The organism is Lacticaseibacillus chiayiensis (genome assembly GCF_004123795.1).
GTDB lineage: Bacteria > Bacillota > Bacilli > Lactobacillales > Lactobacillaceae > Lacticaseibacillus > Lacticaseibacillus chiayiensis.
This window is the reverse complement of sequence record NZ_MSSM01000005.1, coordinates 88,748-101,422: the sequence shown is the minus strand read 5'-3', so window position 1 is coordinate 101,422 and position 12,675 is coordinate 88,748. Positions and strand designations below refer to the sequence as shown.

Genomic DNA, 12,675 nt, shown 5'->3' with positions numbered 1-12,675 from the left:
CGATCGCAAGGATACGGCTAGTCCCCGTTAAGTCAAAGTTGGCGCAAGTGCCATCAGAGGAGTTGTTTTAAAAATATGTTAACTGGTAAACAGAAACGTTATTTACGGAGCCTGGCGATGACAACCAAACCGTTGATTCAAGTTGGTAAAAATGGCCTTGGTGATGCGTTTGTCACTGGTGTCAAAGATGCGTTAGAAACACGAGAACTGGTCAAAATTAGTTTGTTGCCAACCGCCGATGATACGCCGCGGGAAGTTGCCGATACTTTACAGGCCGCGATTACCGGTTTGGAAGTGGCTCAGATTATCGGCCGCACGGTGATTGTCTACAAAGAAGCAGCTAAAACCGAGCATCGCCGAATTAGTCTTGAAGTGAACGCACGGTAGGGATTGCGATGGAAAAGACGCAGAGTGTCACCTTAACTCAGCCGGTCATCTCAGTGGCAATGCGCGAACAGATTCTGGGTGTGCATCGTCGCAAGCAGGTGGGTCTGTTCGGCGGAACATTTAATCCGATTCACAACGGCCATTTAATTATGGCAGAGGCAGCCGGTACCGAACTCGGCTTGGAAAAAGTTTATTTCATGCCGGATAATCAGCCGCCGCATGTCGACACGAAAACCGCGATTTCGGCACGACACCGAGTGAACATGGTACAATTGGCCATTGCTGATAATCCGCTTTTTGGATTGGAAGGCATTGAAATTCGTCGTGGCGGCATTAGTTATACCTATCAAACCATGCAGGAATTACGCCGTCTGCATCCGGATACTGACTATTACTTCATCATCGGTGCCGACATGGTCGATTATTTACCCAAGTGGGCCCATATTGATGAACTTGTCAAACTGGTGACTTTCGTGGGCGTTAAACGCCGCGGTTACACACCAGTCAGTCGCTATCCGATTTTATGGGTCGATGCCCCGCTAATCGATATCAGTTCGACCGCGGTGCGTGAACGGGTGCAAAGTGGACGCAGCCTGCGTTATTTGGTACCAGACCCAGTTATTGACTATATTCAAAAAGAGGGATTATATCGTGAATGAACATCAGTATCCTGACAGCTTGACACATGGCTTGAGTCGCAAGGAAATCTTAAATCGACTACGCAATCGCTTGGATGAACCACGCTATCAACATTGTTTGCGCGTGGAAGCAACGGCTATTGAACTGGCTAAACGGTTTGACTTGGATGTTGATCGTGCCGGTTTGGCGGGGTTGTTGCATGATTACGGCAAAGAGATTCCGGTTGAAACTTACAAACGGGTGATTGTCGAAGATGGTTTTGATCCTAGCTTGTTGCAGTATGGACGCGGTGTCTGGCACGGGGTTGTCGGCGTTCATTTTATTCAAACCGAAGTTGGCATTACGGATAAGCAGGTTTTGACCGCCATTGCCCGGCACACAACCGGCGATCCGGAAATGACGCAACTAGACGAGTGTGTCTTTGTTGGCGATTTTATTGAACCGCAACGGGCTTTGCCAGTCGAAGCCAAGGCGCGGAAGGCTGCCGAAACGAATCTGGAAGAGGCTAGTCGCATTGAATTGGAAAATACGCTGATGTACTTGATCGGCGCGCGTAAGCTGGTCTTTCCTAAAACACTGTTAACTTATAACGCATTTTTATCAAAGGAGTAGTCTATGGTCGACGCAAAAACAATGTTAGAAATTGCTGTTAAAGCCGGCGATTCAAAGCGTGCCGAGGATATCGTCGCTTTGGATATGCGCGGCGTGAGTTTATTGGCAGATTATTTTGTCATTATGAGCGGCACTTCGGATCGTCAGGTACAGGCGATTGTGGATGAAATCGAAGAAAAAGAAGAAGCTGCGGGTGTTGATATTCGCCGCATCGAAGGCCAAAAGGGTTCAAAATGGATGCTCATTGATCTAAATGATGTGGTGGTCCATGTCTTTATGCCAGAGGAACGTCAATTTTATAATCTTGAGAAGTTGTGGCAAAGTGCACCGCTTGTCAACGTTGATCAGTGGGTTGAGGCATGATTTACACCACATTTGCTGAAGTTTATGATCAGCTGATGGATCAATCGCTGTACTTACGCTGGCGCGACTATGTCAAAAAAAGGGTGGTGCCGAATCATCAGCCATTGCTGGAACTGGCTGGCGGGTCGGGTTTTCTTGCAGTGATGTTGGCTGAGGCAGGGTACCAGGTCACGAATTTTGATCTATCGGCCGATATGTTGACATTAGCAAAAGAAAAGGCTGTTGATGCTGGGGTCGAATTGAATTTGATTCAAGGCGATATGCGGGATTTGCAAGATTTGCCAACGTTTCCGGTTGTCACGTGTTTTGATGATTCCATTTGCTATATGCCCGATCTTGGTGCAGTTAGGCAAGTCTTCGCCCAGGTGGCGGCATTGCTACCTTCAGGCGGGGATTTTCTTTTTGATGCCCACTCGCTTTACCAGATGGATCAGGTTTTTCCTGGCTATATGTACAATTATCAAAGTGATGACTTTGCCTTTTTGTGGAATAGCTTTGTCGGTGAAAAGCCGCATAGTATCGAACACGATCTGACCTTTTTCATCTATGACGAGGGCTTAGATGCCTACAAGCCGCTAACTGAAACGCACAAGGAACGAACTTATCCGCTGGAAGATTATTTGGCAGCGTTGCAGGCAACCGGCTTTGAAAAGATTGAAGTCACGGCTGATTTTGGCATGCAGCCAGTTTCGGCCAAGAGTACCCGTTGGTTCTTTCATGCGAAGAAGCGATAGCAAAAGCGAACATGATGTCATTGACGAAGACGATTCTGGAGGTGTTTATGCAAGCTGTTGGCATGATTGCGGAATTTAATCCGTTTCACTCGGGCCATGCTTTTGCACTAGCTAAAGCGCGAAGTTTAACACACGCAGATGTCGTTGTGGTGGTCATGTCAGGCAATTATGTGCAGCGTGGCGAACCGGCGATTTTTGATAAGTGGGTACGCGCAGAAGCAGCATTGAGTCATGGCGCCGATATTGTGATTGAATTGCCGGTCACCGGCGCCGTTCAAGCGGCCGATCAATTCGCCCAGGCTGGTGTGTCGGCCTTAGCAGCGTTGCATGTGCCGGCACTGGCATTTGGAACCGAGCATCCTGAGCTAGCCTATTTAAAGCTTGCCGAGCAATTGGCGGCCACTGATTTAACGGATCCAGGTTTTGCCGATTACACGCAGACCTATGCGACCCAGCTTAATGCTGCCTATGCGAAGGTGGCGGGGATTACTCAGACCGATCCGAATTTTATGTTGGGCCTGAGTTATGCTAAAGCGGTTTTGGCATTACAGGTGCCAATGCAGCTTTATCCATTTGGGCGACAAAGCGTTGGACATGATGACCAGCAGATCAAGGCTAATCTTGCCAGTGCTTCAGCGGTGCGGCAGCGCTTGCGTCAAAGGGAGTCCGTCGCAGATATTGTGCCATCAGACTTGATTTCGATTTATGCTGAGCAACAGCAATATGGCTGGTCACAATTTTTCCCATGGCTAAAATTTCGCCTGCAAACAGCTGATTTAGCTGAATTACGGCAAGTGGCGACGATGGCAGAGGGGTTGGAATACCGGTTCACCCAGCAGATTGATGGTGTAAATGATATGACCGAGTTTTTGCGCCGGGTTAAGTCAAAACGTTATACCTATGCTCGATTACGTCGGCTTGCCTTAGCCATCACGCTCAATATGACAACCGCTGCTGTCACGAAAGCTCGGCGCCTGCCACAGTTACATGTTCTTGGGTTCACCTCTGTCGGGCAGCAATATCTGCGCACTGTCAAACACGACCTGCCGTACCCCTTGCTCACACGTGTCAGTGCTGATATGCTTGCACCGGATGGGGTCTTGGCCATGACCCATCGCGCAGATCGATTGATTACAGCCATTAGCGGCGTTGAACAGAATTATGGTCGACCGCCACTCATTCCAGGCGTATGAATCGATTTTTTATCCGAAGGTCCTGGGCTTTCGAATGTATTTTTAAGGAGGATCGCCATGTTGAAATGGACCATTCAGGAATTAATGAAACATGATGAACAACCGCTACACTTTAGTACCACGTTAGATGTCAAAGCTGATTTGCAGGATCGTGATCCGGAGATTCTTGACGTGAGTCCCATTCAGGTGAGTGGGGATGTGTTGTATGATCGCGGCGATTTTTTGGTCAGTGTTAATCTGACCGGTACGCTCGTGGTGCCGTCCACTCGGAGTCTGAAACCGGTGACGATGCCGCAGAACTTTACTTTTAGTGAAATCTATTTAACAGATGAAGGCCATGCGGATCAGTATGAAGATGGCGAAATTTTGATGCCACTCGAAGAATCCGAACTGAACCTTTTGCCAGCAGTCGAGGATCATCTGTTGCTCAGCATTCCGATGCAAGTGCTCACACCGGAAGAAGTAGCCACTGGTGATATGCCTGCCGGAGATGAATGGGAAGTGCTTGCCGAAGATGAGTACAAGAAACGGATAGAAGAGGGAAAGAAGGCAGATAATCCCTTTGCAAAGTTGAAGGGGATGTTTCCGGATCAGGATAAATCGTGATGAGTCTGCCTGTTGCTAAAAAACCAGCTAAGCCTGAATGATAAAAGGTGAACAGATACTAGGTTCAAGTCATGAATTAAGCAGTGCCCACTGGCATAAGTCGGGGCACTGCTTTTTTATAGGTTTGGTCACTACTCAGTCTAAACTTGACTAGCTTGAAAATAATACAGTTTACCTGCCTGGCAAGCCTTCTGAAGACTGTTAAATCAAGGCTGTTTCTGCTAACATGAGTGGTGTAAATGTTGAAATTAATGAGGAGGTCCACGTGATGGATAAACCACAAATCGGGGTTGTTGGCATGGCCGTGATGGGCAAAAATCTTGCCTTGAACATTGAAAACCGCGGCAATACCGTTGCAATCTACAATCGAACCGGAAGTAAAACCAAGGCGGTTGTGGATGAGCATCCAGATAAGAAGTTGGTACCAAGTTATAAAATCGAGGACTTTGTTGCTTCGCTGGAAAAGCCGCGGCGTATTATTATGATGGTCAAAGCTGGCGCCGGCACTGACGCGGTCATCAAAGAATTGTTGCCGCTGCTTGATAAAGGCGACGTTTTAATTGATGGTGGGAATACGTTCTTTGAAGACACCATGCGGCGGAGTGCCGAATTAGACAAATCGGGCATCAACTTCATCGGGATGGGTGTTTCTGGCGGCGAATTAGGCGCGCTCCACGGTCCGTCGCTCATGCCAGGTGGCCAAAAAGAAGCCTATGATCTGGTTGCGCCGATTCTTGAAGCCATCTCTGCAAAAGCTGACGATGGCGCGCCATGTGTGACCTATATCGGGCCAAATGGGGCTGGCCATTATGTCAAAATGGTTCACAATGGTATCGAATACGGTGACATGGAACTGATTGCTGAAAGTTACAACTTGATGCGGAACTTCCTTGGCTTGGATGTTAAAGAAATTGCCGACATCTTCAGCGAATGGAACAAAGGCGAATTGGACTCTTATCTCATTGACATTACCGCCGATATTCTGACACGCAAGGATGATCTTGGCAGTGACAAGCCGATTGTAGATGTCATTTTGGATCGCGCGGGTAACAAAGGCACCGGCAAGTGGTCGTCACAATCAGCACTTGAATTAGGGGTTCCGCAAAGTGTGATCACGGAATCCGTTTATGCACGTTACATCAGTGCAATGAAGCAGGAACGCGTAGCAGCAAGCAAGGTTTTGCCGAAGCCAGTTGCTAACGTTTCGGTCGATAAAAAAGAAGCCATCGAAATGATTCGCAAGGCTCTGTACTTCAGCAAGTTGATGTCGTATGCACAAGGCTTTGAACAGATGCGCTTCGCTTCAGAAAAATACGACTGGAATCTTCAATATGGTGAATTGGCAAAAATCTGGCGTGCCGGCTGCATCATTCGTGCCCGTTTCTTGCAAAACATCACCGATGCTTACAACAAAAAGCCAGATTTGCAAAACTTGTTGTTAGATGATTACTTCCTGAATATCGCCAAGAATTATCAGGAAAGTGTTCGCGATCTGGTCGGTCTTGCAGTTAAGGCAGGCGTGCCGGTTCCTGGTTTCTCCGCAGCGATCAGCTACTACGACTCTTATCGTTCACCAGTTCTTCCTGCTAACCTGACGCAGGCACAACGCGATTACTTTGGTGCCCATACTTACGAACGCACCGATCGTGAAGGTATTTTCCATTATAGCTGGTACCACGAGGCTTAAAATCTTAATAACCAATCAATCGAGTCAATCCGCAATCAAGGCGGGTTGACTCTTTTTTAGTTAGAGGTTGAGCTAAAGATGTACATCGATGGCTTGATAGTCATTATCGATAGACCACTTATGAAAATAAAATTAGAGAAGTACTGAGCGAGTGGGTAACGGGGTTGAGTATGAGAGTGGACCTGTTTATGAGAATCTATCCGGATTGAAAAATGAGAAAATCACCGAGCAAACTTTTTTCAAAGGTAATTGTGCCCATCATCACGCGGCTTATAGCCAAAATGAGAAAACTGTGCTAAACTGGCTTAGCATCGTTTTTTAATGAGAAATCACGAATAAAGCTGCGCTGCGTGTGTGGTGCTACTAAGAAAGCATAAGGAGACCCTGATGAGTAAAATACTGATTATTGAGGATGAAAAAAATCTTGCTCGATTTGTCGAGCTGGAACTAAAACACGAAGGCTATGAAACAGAAGTCCATTTCAATGGCCGCACCGGACTTGAGGCGGCGTTGGCTGAAGACTGGGATGCCATTCTGCTTGATTTGATGTTGCCGGAGTTGAATGGCCTTGAAGTCTGCCGGCGGGTACGTCAGGTCAAGAATACGCCGATTATCATGATGACGGCTCGTGATTCCGTGATTGATCGTGTTAGTGGCTTGGATCACGGCGCTGACGATTATATTGTCAAGCCTTTTGCCATCGAAGAATTACTGGCGCGATTACGCGCGTTGTTACGCCGAATTAGCATCGAAGGCGAAAATAACACGGCCAAACAAACTACGATCAAATATCGTGATCTTGTGATTGAGAAGGAAAACCGGGTTGTTCGCCGCGGTGATGACATTATTGAGCTGACCAAGCGTGAGTATGAATTGCTCCTGACTTTGATGGAGAACGTCAACGTGGTTTTGGCCCGTGATGTCTTGCTTTCCAAGGTCTGGGGTTACAATTCCGATGTTGAAACGAATGTTGTCGATGTCTACGTCCGCTATATTCGTAACAAAATCGATCGGCCAGGTGAACCAAGTTATATTCAGACGGTTCGGGGAACCGGCTATGTCATGCGTTCGTGATGGCAATTAAACAGACAGTTACTGGGCAAAAGAAGAAAAGTCCCCGCATCTCGTTAAAGGTCAAATGGGCCGTAACGGTTGGTGTTGGGATTTTTGTCACTTTTGTCACTTTTTCGATGATTCTATACGGCGCGATGCGACAAATCCTTTTGAATCAGGAGCGCCGAACCGTCACGGACACGCTTAGTACCGTCGTCCAACGACTTTCCCCAGTCAGTGGCGATTTGACCATTGCCCAGGTTGTTCCGCGGTTGGAAGGGACAACAGCATCGGACCAACCTTCGTTACCGGCACCGAGTGAATCACGAGAACGAATTTTCTCCGATTCGGTGATTCAAAAGTTGGCGCAGGCTGATGTGAGCGTATCGGTTTTCTCACGTGATCGTACGAATATTTTTCAGTCGCGGGATACGCCCATCACATTAGGCAAGGTTCATGGTACCGAGGTACAAGAGAGCCATATTGGCGATTTTAATGGTCTGGTAGGCACTGCGCCGATATACTCGGCTACGAATTCTAACTTAATTGGTTATGTACAAGTAACGAATAAACTAACGGCGTTTCATGCGACCATGCACGAAATCACGTTACTAATCGTGGGTTTAAGCTTTGCGGCGGTATTGATTTCAATTCTGATTGGTTATATTTTGGCAACGCGCTTCTTAAAACCAATTAGATTAATCACGAATGCCATTGATGTGGTGAATGAGGAGCCTGAAAGTACTGTCCGAATACCGGCGCTCAAACGTAACGATGAGCTTGGTGATCTAGTGCTCGAATTTAACGGCATGTTAGATCGCATTCAGCGGTACATTGACCAGCAAGGCGAATTTGTGCAGGATGTATCACATGAATTGCGGACGCCGGTTGCCATTTTGGAAGGCCACCTGCAACTGTTGAATCGGTGGGGCAAGGATGATCCTGAGGTTTTAGATGAGTCTTTGAAGGCATCGTTGCAGGAAATCACTCGCATGAAGAGCCTGATTCAGGAGATGCTGGATCTGACCCGGGCCGATCAGGTGGATGTCCAATTTCCTAATGCCGTGGTCGATGTGCATAAAACCGTTCAACAGGTTGTCGCTGATTTTCGTATGATTCATCCCGACTTCACCTTTACGTTAGATGATGACCTCGAGAAGACAACGTATGTTCGTATGTATCGTAATCATCTAGAGCAAGTCATGATTATTTTAATGGATAATGCGGTCAAATATTCGACTACCCGAAAAGAGATCCACGTTTCGATGGCCCAAAGCAGCGGGGATGGCGTTGCTTTGGCCGTGCAGGATTTCGGCGAAGGCATTGCCGAAGCAGATCGGCATCGCGTATTCAACCGCTTTTACCGCGTCGACAAAGCTCGTAGTCGGGAAAAAGGCGGCAATGGGCTCGGTTTATCGATCGCTCAGCAGTTAATCGAAAGTTACCACGGCCAAATTGAAGTTGACTCGGCGCTGGGCCACGGCTCTATTTTCCGGATTGATTTGCCGACGATTACTGAAGCAAAAGCTAAGGCACTTAAGGCTCAGGAAGAAGCCAAGCAGGCGGCTGCGCCAAAAAGCGGTACCACGATTAAAAGTAATTTGTGACTTCGAAGTTGACAGAAAACGAGTAGCGCTTTTCACGCAAAATCGGCTGCAAAGACAAATTTTGTCTCTGCAGCCGATTTTGTTATCGCACGGTTGAAGGTGATCGCGCACAGTATCAAAAAAGCCGCTCGAAAAAACGGGCGACTTGGAAATTTGACCGGCTTATTTGCGCGGTCGCTGCTTACCGGCATTACGCTTGCGTAATTTGTTATGGTCGATAGCATCAGGATCTGCTGGCTGGTGACTGTTGCCAGTTGCGCTTGCCGTAGCGGTAACTTTGCCCCAGTCATCAAAGGTATGTTCATTTACGACAATGACTGGCGGATTTTCTTCCATTTCTTCATCGAGTCGCTTACGAATGTTAGGCGTTACGATATAAGTCACAATGGCTTGTTGAATGATAAGGATGATGCCGCCAGCGCCAAAATAGAGACCCAACCCAGCGTTATACATCATACAAAAAATAAACGTCATGATCGGGTTCAAAAAGGCTGTTGTCTGCATTGCCTTTCGTTGCTCCGGCGGCACGCCCTGCAACATGATCAGGCTGACAACGATGTAAGGCAAGGTTGCTAAAATCGTGACAATGAAGTTGGAATGACCTAACTGAATGCCAAAAAAGGTCGCACGCGAGATTTCCGGTGAGTACGCAATGGCCTGATACAGGCCTGAGAAAATCGGCAACTGAATGAGCATCGGCAAACAGCCCATGGACGGAATCATACTCGTTCCGTTGGCGGAATAAATTTTCCGCATGTAGTTATTCGCGGCTAATTGTTGTTCCGGGGTCTTGGCCTTTTTGGTTGCTTCTTGGACAATTTTCAGTTGTGGCTGAAGGATTTTTTGTTTTTCCTGATAGGCTGTCATGGTCCGTTGTTGTCGCAACATGAGCGGTAACACGATCAAGCGAACCAGTAAAGTGATCACGATTATCGCAATCCCATAGCTGCTTGATGTGCCAACAAACCCAGCGATCCATTCCATCAGATGCTGAAGTGGCAACCCAATGACTTTATAAAAAGTGCCAAAGAATGGATCCGTTGGTGGTTTAAGCGTGACCCCTTGTTTCGTAGTCGGTGAACACGCGGCTAATAGTAAAGGCAATAAGCCCACAATTCCTAGTGTAAATACTTTTTTCGACTTGTGCATGAATAATTTCCCTTCAAAATGTCATCGGGTTTAACTATACTGTATGGGCTGAATGGATTCAACCAGTGACGCGAAAACCGTGGAAATCAGGAATGTTTTCCAGTGGCTTCTCTTCATAAGTCGAAACGTTTGCATAGGGATTGGGGCCTGCTTTAACCTGGGCGACAAATTTGGCCAGATTAAGCGGTTCGCCGGCTGCCTGAATGAAAACAGAGCCGTCAGAACGGTTTTCGATGGTGCCACTAATGTTTAGATTATCTGCAATCATCTTCGTGGCCCAGCGGAAACCGACGCCTTGCACCCGGCCACGGACGACGATTTGTTTTGCGAGTTTGACCAAAAAGACACTTCCTTTCTTGCTATCACGCGCTCCTAGTATCAAAAGCTTCCAAGAGCGCTCATTTCGTGAGAAAACCGCCTGTGAAAAAGCATCAAAGTCTTCTACCGTGCTTTCTCCACAGTCCATACTAGTGTAGCATAAGGCTTATAGTTACGGCGACAATGGACTAAAGTTGGATTTTTAAAAAGATGGCTTGTCGCCAAAAGTGACAAACGCCGAACGTTGGCATTAGAAGGAGAATTTTTATGGAGTATATTTCATCACCTAAGAATGACAGAATCAAGACTGCTAAAAAGTTAACCGTTAAGAAACATCAAAAAGACGCCGGTCGCTACTTATTAGAAGGGCGCCACTTAGTTCAGGAGGCGCTGGCGAGTGGTCAGACGCCTTACGATATTTATGCTACCGAAAAGTATTTGGATGATCGCGTGCTCAAGCCGTTTTATGACAAGATCACCCAGATCTCGGAATCGGTGGCGGAACATCTCAGTGATACCGAAACGCCACAAGGTATCTTTGCCGTGATGCCGCGGCAGGCTGAGCAATTACCTGATCCCTTGAGTGGCCAATTTTTATTGTTAGATGCGATTCAGGATCCCGGTAATGTGGGCACCTTGGTACGTACGGCAGATGCTGCCGGCATTAAGACCGTGATTTTCGGGCAGGGAACGGCCGATGCCTTTGGACCAAAAGTTTTGCGGGCTATGCAGGGAAGTCAGTTCCACGTCCGCATTGTCTCCGCCAAGCTGATGCCGATCATCAAAGCGCTGCAACGTGCCGGCATTCCGGTTTATGGGTCAGAACTCAATGAGAAAGCTAAAAGTTATCGCCAGATTCAGCCAAGTGCCCAATTCGGTTTGATTGTCGGCAATGAAGGCAACGGGATGGATCCTGTTCTTTTAAAGCAAACCGATACAAACCTGTATATTCCCATTCGCGGAAAGGCGGAATCGTTGAATGTTGCGGTCGCAGCGGCAGTCATGATGTTTCATCTGGTTGGGGATTAAGAATCTATTATGAAGGTGCCTTTTGGGCGTGGAAGCTGTTATACTATAAGTGTGTTCATCAAACCACAAAAGGAGCAAATGTCTTGAGCAAAAAACGCGATTGGCAATCGGATGCTGAGTACGTAGGGTATGTGGCTGATTTATTGGCCAAGCCTGAGGTTCAGCGACTGGCAGAACACCCGCAACATCATTATTCTAACCGATTGGAGCACTCGATCAGTGTTTCCTATCAGAGCTATCTGATCGGGAAACGGCTGCATCTGAATGTTCGTGCGATCGCCCGAGCAGGCTTGTTGCACGATTTGTTTTACTATGATTGGCGCAAAACCAAGTTTGACTTGGGGACGCATGCCTTTATCCATCCCCGGATTGCTTTACGGAATGCTGAGAAGCTGACCGAATTGTCACCGATGGAAAAAGACATCATCATCAAGCACATGTGGGGCGCAACAGTTGGCTTGCCTAAATACAAGGAAAGTTTTGTTGTTTCCCTAGTTGATGATTATGCTGCGATGGATGAGGTCGTCGTACCATGGATGCACAAGCTCCGGCATCCGATTCACACTCACTTAAAAGCTTTAAATTAGGATCGTGAGATGACAGTGGAAGTTGCCGCTGTCCACACGGGAACCGCGGAAGCATTTCCGCGGTTCTTTTTTAGAAGAGAGACTGTCCCAAATGAACCTACTGAGTTACTTTATTAGCTAATTGAGCAAGTTTGTCTGGACTTTCTTATACATCGGGTTGTAATATTTTGCCAGTGTGGTATGCTTATACTATCTAAATGTAAGTAAGTGGGAATAATGAGGTGAGTAGAGTGGATGCAACAGTAACCAGTAAATCCGATTGTCAAAGTCAGCAAGTCGCTCTTTGTCCTAAATTTCAGCATACGTTTGAAATTTTAGGCAAGAAATGGAATGGTTTGATTCTGGAAGTGTTATTGAACAATGGCAACTCCCGTTTCAAGGATATTGCGAAGCTGATTCCGCGTTGTTCGGACCGGGTTTTGGTTGAACGGCTGAAAGAACTCGAGGGCGAAGGCCTGATTAATCGGTTGACCCATAAGGACTCAGCGTTGATCGAATATGCACTGACAGATAAAGGCCGCGCTTTGAATTCGGTGATGGCAGCAGCGCACGCTTGGGGCGATGCCTGGGTTTCGGATGAAGAGTGCCACGCTAATGAGACTCAGAAAAACGCGTGATTCACGCGTTTTTTCTTTTTAACGGGGGCCAACTGAAAAATCAGCTCTTGACGTCAGCGCTCAATTTGCTAAGCTTGTTCTATCTAAAAACATA

Annotated in this window: 15 protein-coding genes; 13 read left to right on the top strand and 2 right to left on the bottom strand. The window is 47.2% G+C overall.

Annotated elements, in window-relative coordinates:
- Positions 1–75: 75 nt before the first annotated feature.
- From BVJ53_RS02665 to BVJ53_RS02620, 10 genes are all read left to right on the top strand, one after another.
- Positions 76–387, top strand: coding sequence for a YhbY family RNA-binding protein (locus BVJ53_RS02665; protein WP_129301024.1), 312 nt, complete (start codon positions 76–78; stop codon positions 385–387).
- A gap of 8 nt (positions 388–395) precedes the next feature.
- Complete coding sequence (locus BVJ53_RS02660) at positions 396–1,046, top strand: nicotinate-nucleotide adenylyltransferase (protein ID WP_129301023.1); 651 nt, start codon at positions 396–398, stop codon at positions 1,044–1,046.
- Positions 1,039–1,638, top strand: coding sequence for a bis(5'-nucleosyl)-tetraphosphatase (symmetrical) YqeK (gene yqeK / locus BVJ53_RS02655; protein ID WP_129301022.1), 600 nt, complete (start codon positions 1,039–1,041; stop codon positions 1,636–1,638). The genes BVJ53_RS02660 and yqeK overlap by 8 nt, the downstream gene beginning before the upstream one ends.
- Before the next feature lie 3 nt (positions 1,639–1,641).
- Complete coding sequence (gene rsfS / locus BVJ53_RS02650; RefSeq protein ID WP_010487900.1) at positions 1,642–2,001, top strand: ribosome silencing factor; 360 nt, start codon at positions 1,642–1,644, stop codon at positions 1,999–2,001.
- On the top strand, positions 1,998–2,735 hold the full coding sequence (locus tag BVJ53_RS02645; RefSeq protein ID WP_129301021.1) for a class I SAM-dependent DNA methyltransferase: 738 nt from the start codon (positions 1,998–2,000) through the stop codon (positions 2,733–2,735). The genes rsfS and BVJ53_RS02645 overlap by 4 nt, the downstream gene beginning before the upstream one ends.
- Positions 2,736–2,782: 47 nt before the next feature.
- Entirely contained in the window at positions 2,783–3,928 is a 1,146-nt protein-coding gene (locus BVJ53_RS02640) for a nucleotidyltransferase (protein WP_129301020.1), read from the top strand.
- A gap of 57 nt (positions 3,929–3,985) precedes the next feature.
- Positions 3,986–4,534, top strand: coding sequence for a YceD family protein (locus BVJ53_RS02635; RefSeq protein ID WP_129301019.1), 549 nt, complete (start codon positions 3,986–3,988; stop codon positions 4,532–4,534).
- A 268-nt stretch (positions 4,535–4,802) separates the two neighbouring features.
- Positions 4,803–6,221 (top strand): NADP-dependent phosphogluconate dehydrogenase, encoded by a 1,419-nt coding sequence (gene gndA, locus BVJ53_RS02630; protein WP_129301018.1) that lies wholly within the window; start codon positions 4,803–4,805, stop codon positions 6,219–6,221.
- 387 nt (positions 6,222–6,608) lie between these two features.
- On the top strand, positions 6,609–7,295 hold the full coding sequence (locus BVJ53_RS02625) for a response regulator transcription factor (protein WP_003565833.1): 687 nt from the start codon (positions 6,609–6,611) through the stop codon (positions 7,293–7,295).
- Positions 7,295–8,881 carry a HAMP domain-containing sensor histidine kinase gene (locus tag BVJ53_RS02620; RefSeq protein ID WP_167470155.1) on the top strand — a complete coding sequence of 529 codons (1,587 nt, stop codon included), beginning with the start codon at positions 7,295–7,297 and terminating at the stop codon, positions 8,879–8,881. The genes BVJ53_RS02625 and BVJ53_RS02620 overlap by 1 nt, the downstream gene beginning before the upstream one ends.
- A gap of 162 nt (positions 8,882–9,043) precedes the next feature.
- On the opposite strand, the gene yidC is transcribed toward BVJ53_RS02620, so the two are convergent.
- Both yidC and BVJ53_RS02610 read right to left on the bottom strand, forming a co-directional pair.
- A complete protein-coding gene (gene yidC, locus BVJ53_RS02615) occupies positions 9,044–10,030 on the bottom strand; it encodes a membrane protein insertase YidC (protein ID WP_129301017.1) in 987 nt (328 codons plus the stop codon).
- A 58-nt stretch (positions 10,031–10,088) separates the two neighbouring features.
- Positions 10,089–10,370 (bottom strand): acylphosphatase, encoded by a 282-nt coding sequence (locus BVJ53_RS02610; RefSeq protein ID WP_025013374.1) that lies wholly within the window; start codon positions 10,368–10,370, stop codon positions 10,089–10,091.
- Between the two features lie 245 nt (positions 10,371–10,615).
- On the opposite strand from BVJ53_RS02610, the gene BVJ53_RS02605 reads away from it, so the two are divergent.
- The 3 genes from BVJ53_RS02605 to BVJ53_RS02595 all read left to right on the top strand — a co-directional run bounded on the left by BVJ53_RS02605 (position 10,616) and on the right by BVJ53_RS02595 (position 12,581).
- Positions 10,616–11,377, top strand: a complete 762-nt coding sequence (locus tag BVJ53_RS02605; protein WP_129301016.1) for a TrmH family RNA methyltransferase — start codon at positions 10,616–10,618, stop codon at positions 11,375–11,377.
- A gap of 83 nt (positions 11,378–11,460) precedes the next feature.
- Positions 11,461–11,964 (top strand): HD domain-containing protein, encoded by a 504-nt coding sequence (locus BVJ53_RS02600; protein ID WP_005684434.1) that lies wholly within the window; start codon positions 11,461–11,463, stop codon positions 11,962–11,964.
- A 230-nt stretch (positions 11,965–12,194) separates the two neighbouring features.
- Positions 12,195–12,581 (top strand): winged helix-turn-helix transcriptional regulator, encoded by a 387-nt coding sequence (locus tag BVJ53_RS02595; RefSeq protein WP_129301015.1) that lies wholly within the window; start codon positions 12,195–12,197, stop codon positions 12,579–12,581.
- Positions 12,582–12,675 lie beyond the last annotated feature (94 nt).